The 18,060-nt window shown below is 55.8% G+C and carries 11 protein-coding genes; 5 read left to right on the top strand and 6 right to left on the bottom strand.

What is annotated here, in order from left to right:
• From IAD09_00980 to IAD09_01005, 6 genes are all read right to left on the bottom strand, one after another.
• The coding region (locus IAD09_00980; GenBank protein HIT80806.1) for a hypothetical protein at positions 1 to 2,492 on the bottom strand (2,492 nt) is incomplete at its 3' end.
• Between the two features lie 161 nt (positions 2,493 to 2,653).
• Positions 2,654 to 3,949: a 30S ribosomal protein S12 methylthiotransferase RimO gene (gene rimO, locus IAD09_00985; GenBank protein ID HIT80807.1), complete on the bottom strand. Its 1,296-nt coding sequence runs from the start codon at positions 3,947 to 3,949 to the stop codon at positions 2,654 to 2,656.
• Between the two features lie 14 nt (positions 3,950 to 3,963).
• Positions 3,964 to 4,923 (bottom strand): signal recognition particle-docking protein FtsY, encoded by a 960-nt coding sequence (gene ftsY, locus IAD09_00990; protein ID HIT80808.1) that lies wholly within the window; start codon positions 4,921 to 4,923, stop codon positions 3,964 to 3,966.
• A gap of 78 nt (positions 4,924 to 5,001) precedes the next feature.
• The gene (locus IAD09_00995) at positions 5,002 to 7,428 is read right to left on the bottom strand and encodes a transglycosylase domain-containing protein (GenBank protein HIT80809.1); all 2,427 of its coding nucleotides are present in this window, start codon (positions 7,426 to 7,428) and stop codon (positions 5,002 to 5,004) included.
• A gap of 144 nt (positions 7,429 to 7,572) precedes the next feature.
• Positions 7,573 to 9,156 (bottom strand): hypothetical protein, encoded by a 1,584-nt coding sequence (locus IAD09_01000; protein ID HIT80810.1) that lies wholly within the window; start codon positions 9,154 to 9,156, stop codon positions 7,573 to 7,575.
• A gap of 6 nt (positions 9,157 to 9,162) precedes the next feature.
• The gene (locus IAD09_01005; GenBank protein HIT80811.1) at positions 9,163 to 9,915 is read right to left on the bottom strand and encodes a glycosyltransferase family 2 protein; all 753 of its coding nucleotides are present in this window, start codon (positions 9,913 to 9,915) and stop codon (positions 9,163 to 9,165) included.
• 408 nt (positions 9,916 to 10,323) lie between these two features.
• Here IAD09_01005 and pyrB point away from each other — a divergent pair, with 408 nt between their 5' ends.
• From pyrB to IAD09_01030, 5 genes are all read left to right on the top strand, one after another.
• Positions 10,324 to 11,247, top strand: a complete 924-nt coding sequence (gene pyrB / locus IAD09_01010; protein HIT80812.1) for an aspartate carbamoyltransferase — start codon at positions 10,324 to 10,326, stop codon at positions 11,245 to 11,247.
• Positions 11,248 to 11,271: 24 nt separating this feature from the next.
• The gene (locus IAD09_01015) at positions 11,272 to 11,733 is read left to right on the top strand and encodes an aspartate carbamoyltransferase regulatory subunit (GenBank protein ID HIT80813.1); all 462 of its coding nucleotides are present in this window, start codon (positions 11,272 to 11,274) and stop codon (positions 11,731 to 11,733) included.
• A 9-nt stretch (positions 11,734 to 11,742) separates the two neighbouring features.
• Positions 11,743 to 12,342 carry a flavin reductase family protein gene (locus tag IAD09_01020; GenBank protein HIT80814.1) on the top strand — a complete coding sequence of 200 codons (600 nt, stop codon included), beginning with the start codon at positions 11,743 to 11,745 and terminating at the stop codon, positions 12,340 to 12,342.
• Between the two features lie 96 nt (positions 12,343 to 12,438).
• Positions 12,439 to 13,719, top strand: a complete 1,281-nt coding sequence (locus IAD09_01025; GenBank protein HIT80815.1) for a serine hydroxymethyltransferase — start codon at positions 12,439 to 12,441, stop codon at positions 13,717 to 13,719.
• Positions 13,720 to 13,869: 150 nt separating this feature from the next.
• Positions 13,870 to 17,742: a hypothetical protein gene (locus tag IAD09_01030; GenBank protein ID HIT80816.1), complete on the top strand. Its 3,873-nt coding sequence runs from the start codon at positions 13,870 to 13,872 to the stop codon at positions 17,740 to 17,742.
• Positions 17,743 to 18,060: the final 318 nt, after the last annotated feature.

The following is an 18,060-nucleotide window of genomic DNA, read 5'->3' on the forward strand; positions in this document are numbered from 1 at the left end:
GGGGTGAGGGTCTCGGCCTCGATGCGCGGGCGCGTTGCATGGCTGTTGTTGTAGAAGTCGACATAGGCGCGACCGAGAGAGTCGGTCTCCAACGCCGGATTCCAATAGAGCGTGCGACGGTAGTCTGCCTCATCGGGCAACACGCCGTGGCTGTAATCGGCATGATAGAACTCCGCCGGCATGGAATAGCCTTGCAGGCGCGTCAGCCGGTAACCCGGCTTTTCGTATTTATACTTGTCGTCGGGATAGGGTATGAGCCGTATGACTACACTGTCCATATTTTCCGTAATCTGTATGCGTTCTATACTCCGCAATGGTATAGTCTCTACACAATTCAAACTGTTCCAATTATCGCCACAGAACTTATAAACTTCGTCCCGTAACAAGAAATGGACGCGACGTCCCCGATAAAAACAATCGCGTATAAGTTTTAAACGCAACGTTATCGGATCCATAACATACATATACCTATCGAGAAAATAGGGATTGGTGCGACGGAGAAAATCGACGATATTATCGGCATAGTCGCGCACCTGGGTGTCGATCATCTTATCGACCTCCTCGGCCACGACATACTCGATGGCCGGACGTTGGGAGGCCATTAACTTTCGGGCCTTGACCTCCACTTCGCCAAGGTTGTGCACCTTGATGCTGTCGGGCAACTCCGAGACCAGGGTATCGGGCAGGTCGTAGGTTTCATCGGTGTAGGTGATGGACGAGGGGCTCTTCTCGGCCAGCTCCGTCTCTTCGGCATTCAGGCTCCGGGCCGTAGGGCTGAAATACCGGTCGAGTTCGACCAGGTAGGGGGCGTTCTTCTTTTTCCCCCGCTTGTTGGTGATTTGGGTCTGTATCACCATGTCGTTTTTCCCCCAGATGTCGCTGTCGGAGAGGAAGGTGAAGCGTCCCAGCGAATCGGTGAAGCAATGCCCCCGGCTGTTGGTCAACTCGGAATAGACCCAGACCGACAGTTCCACGCCGGCTTTGGCGCGGGCACCGCGGAGACGGTAGTCGTAGACCTGTCCCTGCACCATGATGCCCTCTTCGACCCGGTGGACGGGCTCGAAGGGTTCCACGCCGGCCTGCTGACGCCACTCGTAACGCCGCCAGCCCTGCACCAGCAGCAACAGGTCGAGTGCCGCCCGGTGTTCGGCGTCGTCGGACTCGAAGTAGTATCCGATGTCTTCGATGTATCCCTTGACGTCGGACTCCAACAGCAGGTTGGCCGACAGCGTGCTGGCGTAGTGCGTGGGTATCTCGGTGACGGCATCGCGCACCGATACCGACAGGGTCGTTGCCACCGGGCTGCCTTCCGCATCTGTGACGTGCAGCGGCAGGGTGATTTTTTCGTAAGGCCGGTAGCTGCTTTTCTGCCCGTCGGCGGTGATGTGCAGCTGTTGGTCGTCTCTTTGATGGTAGGCCAACCGCTCGCCGAGGACTTCGCCTGCGGGGGTGAAGAGCGTGATTTGCTGCACGCCGGCGGGAAAGTCGGCCTTGCTCAGGTGAAGCTCGGCTTCTTCCTGTCCGCGCAGGTCGGCGACTTCGAAGGCGTGGGCAATGCCCCGGCAACTGACGGTGAGGCCGACCCACCCGCCTTTGTGGTTCTGGCTTCGCCTTATCTTGATGTGCAGGCTGTCCCGATGGCTGTTGTCGACCCGGAGGGTGTAGCCTGCGGCTTTGGCCTCGGGCAGGGTGTAACGGTAGGTCTTTCCGTTATAGCTGATTTCGGCACGGCAGGGTTTGTCGCCGGGGGTGAGGGTGAAGCTTCCCATACCGCAGTGCAGGGTTTCCAATGTTGCAACGGGGCGCTCGTCGGAGTCGTACACGGTGCCGCTTACCGCCACGCTGCGACCTTCGTCGTCGACGGCCTTGAAGGCCACTCGGCCGGGCAACCCCTCGACCAGCTCTCCGCCTTCGGGGTAAAAACTCAGGTTCAGCGATTTGTAGTCGGGTGCGGCCGCGCGTTCTTCGGGCACTCGCTGGGAGCGCGGGTAGCGGGTGATTTTCATGGCATACTGCCCCGGCTCTTCGGGTCGGTCGAAAACCGGGAACACCCGCGTATAGTAGCTGCCTTCCCAGTTGAGCATCACCCGTGTGTAGGCGCGCACTTCGTAGAAGCCGCCTACCAGCAGCGGCGAGGTGAGGTCGAACTCGCCGTGACACCGCCCCTCCTCTATCTTCAACTTCTTCGTCTCGACGATACGCCCCTCGGGGGTGAGCAGCTCGACATAGAGCACCTTACTCATCTCGGTGGGTCGCAACTGCGGCGCGGTGACCACATAGGCGGCAAACCACATGGTCTCGCCCAGGTAGTAGCCCGTATTGTCGAAGTGCAGGTAGACCTTCTCCTGCGGATTATACTTACCGAAATGATTGTAGGCCTTCACCCAATCGGCCATCGCCAGTATGCTGCTGTCGACCTGGGATAAAAGTCGCTCGGGGAAACAAACCCCCAACATAAGCAAAAGCCCTACTAAAAAACATCGGCCATTCATCTCTTTCCTGAAATTTCTGATTGTTGCAATTTATATAAAAAAGGAGGATTTATCAAGCTTTTTGCCAACAATTTGTCACCTTTTTGTTCATCATTAAACAAGAAGCCCTCTATCCCCAAAAACGGGCAGAGGGCTTCGTATCGGAATCGGGGAAACGAGACTCAGGAAACTTCGGCAAAAAGCTCGAAAGGTTGTGCCGAGGTTATCGTCACCTCATAAAAACGGCCGATGTGCAAAGGCTTCGTCTTCTCGATGAGAATTTCGGGGTCGACTTCGGGCGAATCGTACTCGCTGCGCCCCACATAGTAGTCGGCCTCCTCGCGGTCGACAATGACCCGCAGGCGCTGCCCTACCTTGGACCGGTTCACTTCGAGGGAGATTTCTTCCTGCTCGGCCATCAAGGTGTCGAGCCGTTGCTGTTTCACGGCATCGGGCACATCGTCGGTGTAATGGCCGGCCGAATAGGTTCCCTCCTCCTCGGAATAGGCAAATGCTCCCATGCGCTCGAAACGGGCTTCACGCACGAACTGCAACAGTTCACGGAAGTCGGCCTCGGTCTCGCCGGGGAATCCCACCATGAGGGTCGTGCGCAGGTGAATGCCGGGTACCTCCCTGCGGATACGGGCCAACAGCTCTTCGGTCTCGCGGCGGGTCACATGCCGGTGCATGCGCGCCAGGACGCTGTCGCTGATGTGTTGCAGGGCGATGTCGAGGTACTTGCACACGTTGTCGTGACGGGCCATGACGGGGAGCAGGTCGAGCGGGAAACGGTCGGGGTAGGCATAGTGCAGCCGTATCCACTCCACACCGGGAGTGGCGGCCATGCGGTCGACGAGCTCGGCAATGCGGAACTCCCCGTAGAGGTCTTTTCCGTAATAGGTCAGGTCCTGTGCGATGATTTGGAACTCTTTTACGCCCCGGGAGACGAGTATCTCCATCTCGGCCACGATGTCTTCGATGGGTCGTGAGACGTACCGACCGGTAATGATGGGTATGGCACAGTAGGCGCACATGCGGTCGCACCCCTCGGCAATCTTCACATAAGCATAGTGGGGAGGAGTGGTCAACTCGCGTTGAAGGCGCAAATCTCCGTGGTAGGCTTCGCCCAAATCGGCCAGCAGGTCGGTGTAATCAAATTTTCCATAGAACTTGTCGACCTCGGGTATCTCGCCCATCAACTCGGTCATGTAGCGCTGCGAAAGGCAACCCATGACATAGAGCTTGCGAATCTTGTGACGTGCCTTGGCCTGCACGCACGAGAGAATCATGTTGATTGACTCCTCCTTGGCGTCGCCGATGAAGCCGCAGGTGTTGACGACGACTATTTCACCTTTGACCTCGGGTGCGTCGTGATGCACGTCGTAACCGGCCTCGCGGAATTGCCGCATGAGAAACTCCGAGTCGACGAGATTCTTGGAACAACCGAGGGTAATGAAATCGATGCGATTCTTTATCATGTCGGGGGGGGGTATTAATTATCGCCGAAAAGCGAATCGACAAATTCGCGGCGACGGAACGGCTGCAAATCCTCGATGCCTTCGCCGAGGCCGATATATTTCACCGGGGTCTTGAACTGGTCGGAGATGCCGATGACGACGCCGCCCTTGGCGGTACCGTCGAGCTTGGTAATGGCCAGTGCCGTGACCTCGGTGGCAGCGGTGAACTGCCGAGCCTGCTCGAAGGCATTCTGCCCCGTAGAGCCGTCGAGCACGAGGAGGACCTCCTGCGGGGTGCCGGGCACCACCTTGTCCATCACCTTCTTTATTTTGGTAAGCTCGTTCATAAGCCCCACCTTGTTGTGGAGACGGCCGGCGGTATCGATAATCACGACATCGGCATTGTTGGCCTTGGCCGAACTCAGCGTATCGAAAGCGACCGACGCCGGATCGGCACCCATCTTCTGCTTCACGACGGGAACACCCACCCGCTCGCCCCAAATCGAAATCTGCTCGACGGCGGCGGCTCGGAAGGTATCGGCCGCACCGAGGTAGACGTTGAGGCCGTTTTTCTTGAATTGGTAAGCCAGCTTTCCTATCGTGGTGGTCTTCCCCACTCCGTTCACACCCACCACCATGATGACATAGGGACGGGTAGCCCCCGCGGGAACGACAAAATCGTTTTCGTCGCCCGTGTTGTTCTCGGTGAGCAGCGCAACGATTTCCTCGCGTAGGATATTTTTCAACTCCGAAGTCGAGAGATATTTATCGCGGGCCACACGCTGTTCGATGCGTTCGATGATGCGCAGGGTCGTCTCCACCCCTACATCGGAGGTGATGAGAATCTCTTCGAGGTTATCGAGTATATCGTCATCGACGGTCGACTTCCCGGCTACGGCACGGGCCAGTTTCGAGAACATTCCCTCTTTGGTCTTGGCCAGACCTTTGTCGAGGGTCTCTTTTTTCTCTTTTTGGAAAAAATCAAAAAATCCCATATTGGTTTGGTTTTAACGCACACCGCCCGGTCGATGGAGAGAAAAGACTTGACGGCCGCTATTTCTTTTTTCGGTTTCTCAATCAAAAATGCCTTCTATCGCCTCCTCTTCGAGATTGACATCGGGCTCGGGCAGATTTTCCTTCGGCACACTCGGGTCGATCAAGCCTTCGCAAGGTATGAATATCGTCGAGTCGACCGCAAAAGTATCGACCGGTGTATAGATGAGAGTCGAATCGGCATAAACTTTCTTTATATACAGGGCATATATGGGCAACGCCGTGTTGGCACCCTGCCCGTCGGCCATCTTGTCAAAATGGATAGAGCGCTCTTCACCGCCCACCCACACGCCGGTGGCCAGCGAGGGTGTGAAGCCCATGAACCAACCGTCGGAGTTGTTGTTGGTGGTTCCCGTCTTGCCGCCCATCTGTGCCTTGATGCCATAGCGGTAACGCAAGCGGATTCCGGTTCCGTGGTCGATGACATCGCACATCATGGGGAGCATTTTGAGGTAGGTCGACTCGCTGAACACCTCCGACACCTGGGGGGCAAAGTCGGTGATGACATTGCCGTAGTTGTCTTCGATGCGGGAGACGTAGATGGGGTCGATGCGCAACCCGTGGTTGGAAAAGGCGGTGTAGGCCGTCACCATCTCCTCGACCGACACGTCGGCCGAGCCGAGGCAGAGAGCCATCACCGGGTCGATGTATCCCTTGATGCCGAACGAGTGCATGAGCCGCACGAGAGACTGGGGCGAAAGGCGGCTCATGAGATAGGCCGAAATCCAGTTGACCGACTTGGACAACCCCCAACGCAAGGTGACATATTCACCCGAGCGTTCGTTGGTCGAGTTGCGGGGCGACCATACTTCGCCCGTGGCCCGGTCGAAAATATTGGGCTGCACGTTGGGCGCCAAGTCGCAGGGCGAATAGCCTTCCTCCATGGCCAACGTATAGAGATAGGGTTTGATGGTCGAGCCGACCTGCCGACGGCTGTCGGAGACCATGTCGAACTTGAAGTTGCGATAATCGATGCCCCCCACATAAGCCTTGACATGCCCGCTGCGGGTATCGACCGACATCATGCCCGTGCGCAGCAGGGTCTTGCAATAACGTATGGAGTCCATCGGCGTCATCGTCGTGTCGAGGGGCCCGTTCCACGAGAAGAGGCGCATGGGCACGGGTGTCGAGAAAGAGGCTTCGATTTCGGCATCGGTGGCGTCGTTGGCTTTCAACACCCGATACCGCTCGCTTTGCTCCTTGGCCCGCGTCATGATGGCAGCCACCTCATCGGGGGTAAGGTCCTCGGTAAACGGCCCGTATGGCTTATCTTTTGTCTCGGCTTCGAAACGCGGTTGGAGATAGCCGCCCAGATGCTCGGCTACGGCCTCTTCGGCATAAGCCTGCATGCGGGTGTCGATGGTGGTGTAGATTTTAAGTCCGTCGGTATAGAGATTATAAGGCGTTCCGTCGGCCTTGTGGTTTTTGTTGCACCAGCCATAAAGCGGATTGGTGGCCCAGGCTATCGAGTCATCGACAAACTGCTGCCGTTGCCACCCCCTGTAATTGCTCCGTTTGGGCTCACGCGCCGTCATCATTTGGCGGATATGCTCCCTGAAATAGGGTGCCACGCCGGCTTCATGGTTGACCCGGGTGAAATGGGTCGTTATGGGAAGCGCCTGCAAAGAGTCACGCTCGGCGAGCGTAAGGTAGTCGGCCTTATACATCTGGTCGAGGACAACGTTGCGGCGTTCGAGCGAACGGTCGGGATAAAGTATGGGGTTGTAGATGCGGGGGTTCTTGCACATGCCCACCAGCACGGCAGCCTCCTCGACAGTAAGTTCCTTGGGGCTCTTGCCGAAGTAGATGGTCGCCGCCGACTGCAACCCCACGGCCTCGAAGAGGAAGTCGAACTTGTTGAGGTACATGTTCACAATCTCTTCCTTGGTGTAGAAATACTCCAACTGCACGGCTATGACCCACTCGATGGGTTTCTGGAAAAGACGCTCCTTGACATTCCCCGCCGTGGGCGAATAGAGCAACTTGGCCAACTGCTGGGTAATGGTGCTACCGCCGCCGGCGCTCTTCTGCCGCAACAGTCCGCGCTTGACAACAGCCCGCAACAAAGCCTTGAAGTCGATTCCCGAGTGTTCATAGAAACGCACGTCTTCGGTGGCCAACAGCGCGTCGATGACCGGCTGCGAGATTTGGTCATAGTCGATGGAGATGCGGTTGCCCTGTTCGAGGTAATACCGGCCGATGGGTACCATATCGGCCGAATAGATTTCCGACGCCAATTTGTCTTTGGGGTTCTGCAACTCCTCGATGGGGGGCATATAGCCGATGCGGCCTTTGGAGATGGCCGAGAAAAGGCAATAAACACCTATGGCCACGGCCACAAAGAGCGTCCACAATACGATGACAATGACCCGGGTTATATCTTTTTTCCCGCTCTTTTTCGGGGGAGAAGAATCGGCTTTCTTTTTCGGAGGAAACAGTGTTGACATCTGTAATGTATTTTATTCGGCGACAAGGCAGATACAGACGACCTACGCGTCGGCACATATTCGTGTCAAAGATAATACAAAAAATCTTTCCCTGCCGAAAAATGGCAGGGAAAGATTTTATTTCGCATTCGCAAAATGGAATCTCTATTCCTCCCCGGCGAGGGAGAATTTGGCGGCAGCGGCCCGGCGGTCGAACTTCAACAGGTAGGTGTCGGGGGCAGGCAGACGTGAAACGACGGGAAAGAGCTCGGGATTCTTCTGTATGGCGGGATAGAGATAAAGCGGCGTGGAGCTGAATCCGAGTTGTTCGAGTATGACATAGTCGACCTTCTTCTTGCACAAGTCCTTCACCACGTCGTCGGGATTCTGCGAGAAAAGATAGCGCTCGGGAAAATGCGACGGGGCAAAGTAAGAATACAGTTCGGGTTTGCGGCAGGCCACCACGGTACCGGCAGGGAGCTGCCGCTCCATGGCCTTGGCCAACTCGAAATAGTTGCGATAGGCCGGCGGGAAAGGCCGACGAGCTGCATCGGACTGTGCCGAGAGGGGCTTCATCACGGGGATAGCCAACAAGAGCAACACATAGACCCAACGTCCCAAGAGCACCTTGTCGAGCGACATCTTGAAGAAATAGCGGCCGACCAGCACAACAAGGTTATACACCCCGTAATAGAAGAAGAGGTAAAGGAAGGGAGCCACAGGCACCACATAACGGCTGCCGTTGCCGCCGTGCCAGAGGGCAAAGAGGCCGATATTGGCCAAGAGGAACCCGAGGAACGGGAAACGGAGATTTTTCCCGCCCAACACCCAGCAGCCATAAACAATCACCGCCAGGACAAGCAGCCCGGCCACCCAGCCGCCGAAACCCGACGGGTGGGCATAGTCGATGGTGAGGAACGGAAAGAGTATCTCACGGAAACCTTTGAGCACCGTTTCATCGAAATTGGTTACCATCTTCGACATCATCTCCCCGACACTCGAAACCGTACCCATCTCGGGGCGCCACGGATTGACGGTCATAATCGTCCCGAAATAGCGCGACTCGATGCCGTATGCCGCATTGCGCAACGACCACGGCAGGAGCAACAACACGATACCTCCCACCGAAGCCACCGAGGCTCTCCACTCCTTGCGGAACAGGAAAAACAAGACGACGGCAAAGAGTATCGAAGCCCCCACCGTGCGCACATAATAGGCGGCCACCGCCGTCACGATGGCCACATAGAACCACGGCGAACGGTAAAACGCCACCGGCTTGCCCGCCGAATAGAGATACAATGCCGCAAAGGCAGCCACGGTGCAGATGAGATAGAGCATCTCCGACATGGCCATCGAGGCAAAATGCAGCAAGTGGGGAGACAGGCAGGTCAGCAACATGGCGGTGAGAGCCACGGCCGGTTGTTCCGACAAACGCCGCGAAAGCCCGAAAAGCATCATCAGCGAAAGACACAGCAAGATGCCGTTGAGTATCTTGAAAAATATCAAATTATCGATGCCCAGCATCATGAAAAATGAGAGGAAAGCGGGATAACCCGGCGGGAAATGACTGGCCGGGGTAAAGCCCGAGGGCGAAGCATTGGAATAGCCGTGCCCCTCGGAAAGGGTGCGCGCCAGTTGTATGTAGGAGGCATTATCGCCGTTCAGGTCGAGTTTCGAGTCGAAACAGAACTGGTAAGAGGCCACAAAAACAAGGGCGAGTACCAGGTAGGGAAGATACTTTTTCATCATGGCATGCTATTTTTTCTTTTTGGGGAAAAGTCTCGATGTAGCCAGGTGCCACTTGCACAGGCGGTAAACTATCGACACCCGCAGCACACCCAATCCGTAGATACTGCTGCGAATCATATTGATGGAAGAAGCCTCATCGAAATATTTGGTGGGGCAGGTCACCTCTCCTATCTCGTAGCCGGTCCAGAAGATTTGCGCCAGCATCTCGTTGTCGAAAACGAAATCGTCGGAGTCGGTATTGTAATTGATTGCCCGCAGCACCTCGGCCGAGAAGGCCCGATAGCCGGTGTGGTATTCCGAGAGTTTCTGGTTGAGCAGGATATTCTGCGTAAAGGTCAAGATGCGGTTGGCCACATATTTCACCCACGGCATGCCGCCTTTGCGGGCCCCTTTGCCCAGTATGCGGGAAGCCAACACGACGGGATAGACATCGTTGGCAATGACGTATGCCATCGAGGCTATGAGCTTGGGGGTGTATTGGTAATCGGGGTGCAGCATGATGACGATGTCGGCACCCAGCTCCAACGCCCGGTTGTAACAGGTCTTTTGGTTGCCGCCGTAGCCCTTGTTGCGCTCGTGCACGAGAATCTCCTTTATGCCAAGGCGGGCAGCCTCCTCCACGGTATTGTCTTTGCTGCAATCGTCGGTGAGAATGACCTCATCGACAATGTCAAACGGTATTTCGTCATAGGTCTGCTTCAAGGTCTTCTCGGCATTGTAGGCCGGCATCACCACGACGACTTTCTTGTTTCCTATCATATACAATGCATCATTTTACGAAGCAAAGGTATATAAACAAATTTTTACTACCAACTCTATATAAGAAAAAGGCGGCAAAAGTTCCGGGCCGTACGCATGGCAAAGGCATAACCACCGAAGCAGTGAAACTTGAAAAGCGGCAAGCCCGATTGGTCGCGCCGCCGGCTTGCACAGATAAAAAAGGGGTCAAAATTTTTCGGAACCAAACGTTGGCGGAACCATTTTTTTTGTACTTTTGTGTGATATATGGACGGGAAGTTGAGACATAGGGCCGAAACACATCGTAAGGAGCGGCAGCTCGTTGCAGAAGAGGCTTTTTTCTTTTTCCCGAACGCCGACCGACCGGAACACTGACAAGGTGACCGCATCGGTCTTTTTTGTGTCTTATCCTTACAAATAATAAACGTTATGAGAAGAAACGAGAGTTTAGTATCCATTACCGATTATTCCAAAGAAGAAATTTTGGAAGTGCTCGAAACAGCCAAACTCTTTGAGAAGAACCCCAACCGCCATGTTCTCGACGGCAAGGTCATCGCCACCCTGTTTTTTGAGCCGTCGACACGCACGAGACTGAGTTTTGAAACAGCCGTGAACCGATTGGGCGGCCATGTCATCGGATTTTCCGATGCCTCGACGACCAGTTCGACCAAAGGGGAAACGCTGAAAGACACCATCATCATGGTGAGCAACTATGTCGACCTCATCATCATGCGCCACTATCTCGACGGTGCCGCCCGCTACGCCTCGGAGGTATCGCCCAAGCCCATCATCAACGCCGGAGACGGGTCGAACCAACACCCGTCGCAGACGATGCTCGACCTCTACTCCATCTACAAGACACAAGGCACTCTCGAAAATCTCAACATCACCATGGTGGGCGACCTCAAATACGGCCGCACGGTACACTCGCTGCTCATGGCCATGTCGCACTTCCACCCCACTTTCCACTTTGTCGCTCCCGAAGAGCTGAAAATGCCCGAAGAGTACAAGCTCTACTGCGACAAGCTGGGCATCGCCTATGCCGAGCACCACGACTTTACCGAGGAAATCATCAACCAGGCCGACATCTTGTATATGACCCGTGTGCAACGCGAACGATTTACCGACCTGATGGAGTATGAAAAGGTGAAAAACGTCTATACCCTGCGCAACGCCATGCTCGAAAACAGCAAACCGAACCTGCGCATTCTGCACCCGCTGCCCCGTGTCAACGAGATTGCCTACGACGTCGACGACAACCCCAAGGCTTACTACTTCGAGCAGGCCAAGAACGGCCTTTATGCCCGACAAGCCATCATCTGCAAAGTACTGGGCATCAAAATCAACGACTAACTCCACCCCTCAAAAACATTCACTATGGAACTCTCTGATAAAGAACTGAAAGTGGCCGCCCTCGAAAACGGCACCGTCATAGACCATATACCCTCGGACCAACTTTTCAACGTCGTGACCCTCCTCGGCCTCGACAAGCTCGACAAGAGCATCACCATCGGCAACAACCTTTGCAGCCATAAAATAGGGAAAAAAGGCATCATAAAAATCGCCGATACCTACTTCAAGCAAGACGAGATAAACAAAATCGCCATTTTGGCCCCCAACGCCAAAATCAACATCATAAAAAATTATACCGTCATCGACAAGCAAACCGTGTCACTGCCCGACACCCTCATCGACACCATACGCTGCGCCAACCCCAAGTGCATCACCAACAACGAACCGATGCCCACGGTCTTCGACGTCATCGACAAAGAACACATCGTCGTGAAGTGCCGCTATTGCGAACAAGCGATTGCAAAAAACGAAATCAAGCTCAAATAAGCTCGCGGAATGGCCAAAGAGAGAATCACCCCATCGGGTGAAAAAGTAGAATGGAAACCCGGCACGATGATATACCCGCTGCCGGCCGCCCTCATCAGTTGCGGGGCAACGCCCGACGAATACAATGTGCTCACCGCCAGCTGGGTGGGAACGATATGCAGCAATCCGCCCATGTGTTATGTCTCGGTGCGTCCCGAACGCCACTCCCACCCCATCATCGAGCGCAACATGGCCTTTGTCATCAACCTCACCACCGAAGAGCTGGCCCGCGTCACCGACTGGTGCGGCGTGCGCTCGGGCAAAGAGTTCGACAAATTTGCCGAATGCGGCCTCACCCCCGTCGCCTCGAAAAAAGTCGCCGCGCCCTACCTGAAAGAGTCGCCGCTGAGCATCGAATGCAACGTGCGGGAGGTCCTGCACCTCGGCAGCCACGACATGTTCATCGCCGACGTAGAGGGAATACTCGCCGACGCCGCTTTCATCGACACCGAGACCGGAGCCTTCGACATGGAAAAAGCCGGCCTGCTGGTCTATTCCCACGGCCACTACTACAAGACGGGCGACCCTATCGGGAAATTCGGTTGGTCGGTCGAGAAAAAAAGGAAATGATTTTCGACCCCACCTGCACCATAACCCACAAAAAAAGATTATCTTTGCCGCTTCTTACAATAAACACCGCAACGTATAAACTTTAATCCAAAAACAATGAAGAGAGACAACGCCATCTTCGACATCATCGAGAGCGAACACCAACGCCAGATGAAAGGAATCGAACTTATCGCCTCTGAAAATTTCGTTAGCGACCAAGTGATGCAAGCCATGGGCTCGTGCCTCACCAACAAATATGCCGAAGGCTATCCCGGCAAACGCTACTACGGAGGTTGTGAAGTGGTGGACCAAGCCGAGCAACTGGCCATCGACCGGTTGAAAGAGATTTTCGGCGCCGAATGGGCCAACGTACAACCCCACTCGGGTGCACAAGCCAACATGGCCGTATTCATGGCCGTACTGAATCCCGGAGACAAATTCCTCGGTCTCAACCTCTCACACGGCGGTCACCTCTCGCACGGTTCTCCCGTGAACTTCTCGGGATTGATGTTCCAACCCTTGGAATATGGCGTAAAAGAAGATACCGGCTATGTCGACTATGACATGATGGAAGAGGTCGCCCTGCGCGAACGCCCGAAACTGATTGTCGGCGGTGCATCGGCCTACTCCCGCGAATGGGACTATGCCCGCATGCGTCGCATTGCCGACGAGATTGGCGCAATCCTCATGATAGACATGGCACACCCGGCCGGTCTCATTGCCGCCGGATTGCTCGACAACCCGTTGAAATATGCCCACATCGTCACCTCGACCACCCACAAGACACTCCGCGGCCCGCGCGGCGGTATCATCTTGATGGGCAAAGACTTTGACAACCCTTGGGGCAAAACCACGCCCAAAGGAGAAATCAAGAAAATGTCGGCCCTGCTCGACTCGGCCGTTTTCCCCGGCGTACAAGGCGGCCCGCTCGAACATGTCATCGCAGCCAAAGCCGTAGCCTTCGGCGAAGCCCTGCAACCCGAATACAAGGAATACCAAAAACAGGTGAAGAAAAATGCAGCCACCATGGCTCAGGCCTTCATCGACAAAGGCTACAAAATCATCTCCAACGGTACCGACAACCACTGCATGCTCATCGACCTGCGCACCAAATTCCCCGACCTCACCGGTAAAGTGGCCGAGAAAGCCCTTGTTGCCGCCGACATCACGGCCAACAAGAACATGGTACCCTTCGACAGCCGTTCGCCGTTCCAGACATCGGGTATCCGCTTGGGAACGCCGGCCATCACCACCCGCGGCGCCAAGGAAGACCTCATGCTCGAAATCGTCGAAATGATCGACACCGTGCTCAAAGCACCCGAAAACGAGGCCGTCATCAAGAGCGTCCGTGAGAAAGTAAACGCCACGATGAAAAATTATCCCATCTTCGCTTACTAAACGGAAATCACATATAGACAGATAGGGCAGGTACCGAACCTGCCCTATTTTTTTACCCATTTGCCCCAAAAGTCCACCCAAGATAGGGGGAGATATCGTATATTTGAGGAAATTTAAAAACCGAACTTCATACAAATACACCTTTCAACCATGAAAACAAAGTCACTCATCTGTGGCATGACAGCGCTCCTGTCTCTCGGCCTTGCCCCGATACAGGCCCAGCAATACGACCCGCCCTGTGTCGTCGAACAGTGGAGCAATGCTTCGACCTGCGAAAAAGTCATCGACATCAATTTCTCCGACGCCGACATGCCCGACACCTGGCCGGGCGGCACCGGCATGGCCTGCCCCTCATACAGCGAAGGTGGCTACTACAACGGCATTCTCGAAGTGCCCCTCTACGAGGGTGGTGAGAAAAGCGCGCACACCTATCCGCTGCTTTTCCACAACTGCACCTTTGCCAACCGGAATTCCAACAACGGCTATGCCGCTGCCACGGCCGCCTTTGCCCGGCAGTACTACGAAGGACAGAATGCCACGCAGAAAAACGACTGGACACAACCGGGACACACCGTCTATCTCGAAGACGAAATCACCTACGCCAACGGAAAACCCAATCACGGCATCGCCGGCTACGCCCACCTGTGCCGCGACGGCGCGACGACCGATGGCAACGGCAACAAGGTGAGCATGCACGGGTGGATTGAAATCGACCACATACCCTACGTCGAACGCGTGCAATGGTCGTGGTCGTCATCATCGTGGGGGCGTGGCATGAAGTGCGACTACAAGATAGGCGACGGCGAGTGGCAACCCCTCGTGTGGATGGGCAGCAACCGGCAGAAAAACGGCTACACCGTATACAGCGACCAGGGCTATTTCATGGAGAACATCATCGACGCCCCGGACGTCTCACTGCGCTGGCGCATCTGGGACGGCGACCCGGGAACCACCACGTTCCAGACCGACGCCTCGGGCAATCCCCTCTTCAACGTCGCCATCGACCCCTACGGACAGCAACAGCCGGTGAAGATACACAAGATACAAATCTTCGGCAGTCCCATCTCGGCCGAGCAAGCCTCGTATGCCCGTGAAAACCCGGTTTCGGACGTGGGCGAAATCACCTTCGGCGGTGACGAGACCGACCCCGACGACCCCGAGGGCTCGCAAGATGAAGATGTGCCCTGCACATTCGGCATCGTGGCCCAGGACGGCAGCGGCGACTACACCACCATACAGGCCGCCATCGACGCCGTGGCCGACGGTACACGCGGCATCATCTTCATACGCGACGGCATCTATGACGAAAACATCTATGCCGGCACATCGAACGACAAGGACAAATACATCAGCCTCATCGGCGAAAGCCGCGACGGCACGATACTCACCTCGTCGACCGACCGCGGCAGCGGCAACCCACAAAACAACTACACCGATTGCGCCGCGCTGAACGTCTACGTCAAGAAATTCTACGCCGAGAATCTCACCATACGCAACACGGCGGGCAACGTGGGGCAGGCCGAGGCCCTCTACACGGCCGGTGACGCCCATATCTTCAACAACTGCAAAATCAGCGGATTCCAGGATACCTACAAATCGAACTCGGGCAGCCGCGGCTATTTCTACAACTGCCTCATCGAAGGCGCCACCGACTTCATCTACGACAGCGGGCTCGAATGGTTCGAGAACTGCACCATCAACTGCCTGCCCGGCGGCAGCTACATCACTGCGGCAGCCGACGCCTCGCTGAAAATGACGCAAGTGCTTTACCCGCAACTCTCCAACGCCACCTTCTATGCCGGACTCTTCTTCAACCGCTGCCACATCACCGCCGCTGACGGGGTGGCCAATGGCAGCTACTACCTGGGACGTCCGTGGAAAGAAATGTGCGGAACCGCCTTCCTCAACTGCACACTGGGCAACCACATCAAAGGGGCAGGCTGGTCCACCTGGAACGGTGCCGAAAACTCGGCTTCGTACTATGAATACAACAACACCGACACCGAAGGGAACCCCGTCGATGTGTCGCAACGTGCCGCATGGAGCCGCCAGGCCACCCAAGCCGAATATGAAACCTACTTCAACACCACGTTCCTGTATGATGCACAAAACCCCAATGAGCTGTTCGACCCCGCGAGCCTGCTGGCCGGCATCAAAGCCCCCGGCCGTGCAACCATTAGCGGGAAAGAACTCTCCTGGGAAGCGGTGGACAATGCTGCCGGATACATGGTTATGCGCAACGACAAGGTGGTAGCCTTTACCACCGAAACCGTTTACGAAGCCGACGACAACACGGCCGCATGGAGCGTAAAAGCCGTTTCGCAACGCGGCATCACCAGTGAGGCAGCCTCGTGCAAATCGCCCTTGCTGGCCTTCCCCACCGCCGAAGGATTCGGCAAGTTCGCCACAGGAGGCCGCGGCGGCAAAGTGGTAACCGTGACCAACCTCAACGACAGCGGCGAAGGGTCACTGCGCTGGGCTTTCGAACAATACAAGGACCAACCGCTGACCATCGTATTTGCCGTGTCGGGCGAAATCGTCCTGCAATCGGAAATGAAGATCAACCGCAAGAACTGGACGCTGGCGGGACAGACCGCTCCCGGCGACGGCATTGTCATCACCCACCACAAGATGAACTTCGGCAGTTCCGAAAACTTCATCGTGCGCAACATGCGTTTCCGCATCGGGCAGAAAGACGCACAAGGGAACATTCTCGCCGAGAACGCCTGCGGCGCCGAGAACTGCACCAACTTCATCTTCGACCACTGCACCTTCGGCTGGTCGGTCGAAGAGAACATGAACGTCTTCGACTCACACTTCCACACCGTGCAATACTGCATCATACATGAAGGGCTCTACGACGCCGGCCACTCCAAGGGCGCCCGCGGATATGGCTGCCAATGGGGCGGCTCGCCGGCCACCTACCACCACAACCTGTTGGCCCACAACAACAGCCGCAGCTGCCGCTTCAACGGCGCGCGCGGAGAAGACTATGTCGTGTATCTCGAATACATCAACAACGTCAACTACAACTGGGGCAGCCGACTGGGGTGCTACGGCGGTGAAAACACGGCCGACATTACCGAATTTAACGGATTGAACTCGGCGCACGAGTGCAACTTCATCAACAACTACTACCGTCCCGGCAAGAACACAACGAGCCAGACCTTCGTGGCGCCCTCCTACGCCCGCGACGGAGCCACGTCATGGGGCCCCTCCCAATGGTACATCAACGGAAATGTCATGCACGGGAACACGTCGGTAACCAACAACAACTGGAACGGCGTTGCTCCCGATGCCGGCTACTCGCTCGCCCAACTGCGTGTCGACACCCTCATCGTGCCGCAGCTCAACTACTACCGCTGGACGCTGCCTGTCAAGTATGGCGAATACGACTTTGAGACCTACGCCTACGCTGCCAGCGAATACGAAACCGCACAAGAGGCTTACGAGACCGTTCTCGACAAAGCCGGCACCATCAACCGCGACGCCATAGAGCAACGCATCGTCAGTGACGTGCGCAACGGAGTCACCACCAACAATGGCGGCAGCAAAGGCAACGGCATCATCGACACCGAAAACGACGCCGAGGGATTCATCGCTTACTCGACCGACTACACCGTACCCGCCGACAGCGACGGCGACGGCATGCCCGACGCTTGGGAAACGGCACACGGGCTCAACCCGCAAGTGGCCGACAACAACATGGTAAACAGCGACGGATACACCGCTCTCGAAGTCTATCTCAACAGCCTCATGGGCGAAGAGATGGATACCCACTTCACCAGCGGCATCGTTGCGCCCGAGACCGATGAATGCGGCGTGTGGTATGCCGACGGTATGCTGCACATCGGCTCTGCCGCCGGACAACCGGTCGTTGTTTCCAACAGTGCCGGACAGACAGTGCTGCTCACCCGGGCCAACACCGAAAGCCTCAGCCTCGAACACCTGCCAAGAGGGTTCTACATCGTCAGCCTCACACAAGCTACCGGGAAACGCGAAACCCTGAAAATCATTCGCTAAACAATATCCCATTCAATCCAAGAGCCGTCCCCGGACAAGTCGGGGACGGCTCTTGTGATATATCCGTACCTCAAAAAACGATGCGGCAAAGAGAGCCGCTACGCTTGAATCCTACATGAGGTGTTGGGGAAAGCGCATAAAAAAAGCCCTCGTGAGAGAGCAAAAAAAGAGATTGCGCCGTATGATGCGATGAAACTCCGAACGACAGGTTTTGAGTGCCCCTCCCCCTTTGTAATCCACCGTGCTAAGCATACCATAAAGGCGTGGCCCGCCATTGGAGAAGAAAGCTTGTCTCGGTATTTCATAAGATTTGAAGAG

The organism is Candidatus Caccoplasma merdavium, assembly GCA_018715595.1.
Classification (GTDB): Bacteria; Bacteroidota; Bacteroidia; order Bacteroidales; family UBA11471; genus Caccoplasma; species Caccoplasma merdavium.

Bases quoted from the DNA above. Each gene is read 5' to 3' on its own strand.
- rimO (HIT80807.1), bottom strand. From the start codon at position 3,949: ATGATAAAGAATCGCATCGATTTCATTACCCTCGGTTGTTCCAAGAAT.
- ftsY (HIT80808.1), bottom strand. From the start codon at position 4,923: ATGGGATTTTTTGATTTTTTCCAAAAAGAGAAAAAAGAGACCCTCGAC.
- IAD09_00995 (HIT80809.1), bottom strand. From the start codon at position 7,428: ATGTCAACACTGTTTCCTCCGAAAAAGAAAGCCGATTCTTCTCCCCCG.
- IAD09_01000 (HIT80810.1), bottom strand. From the start codon at position 9,156: ATGATGAAAAAGTATCTTCCCTACCTGGTACTCGCCCTTGTTTTTGTG.
- IAD09_01005 (HIT80811.1), bottom strand. From the start codon at position 9,915: ATGATAGGAAACAAGAAAGTCGTCGTGGTGATGCCGGCCTACAATGCC.
- pyrB (HIT80812.1), top strand. From the start codon at position 10,324: ATGAGAAGAAACGAGAGTTTAGTATCCATTACCGATTATTCCAAAGAA.
- IAD09_01015 (HIT80813.1), top strand. From the start codon at position 11,272: ATGGAACTCTCTGATAAAGAACTGAAAGTGGCCGCCCTCGAAAACGGC.
- IAD09_01020 (HIT80814.1), top strand. From the start codon at position 11,743: ATGGCCAAAGAGAGAATCACCCCATCGGGTGAAAAAGTAGAATGGAAA.
- IAD09_01025 (HIT80815.1), top strand. From the start codon at position 12,439: ATGAAGAGAGACAACGCCATCTTCGACATCATCGAGAGCGAACACCAA.
- IAD09_01030 (HIT80816.1), top strand. From the start codon at position 13,870: ATGAAAACAAAGTCACTCATCTGTGGCATGACAGCGCTCCTGTCTCTC.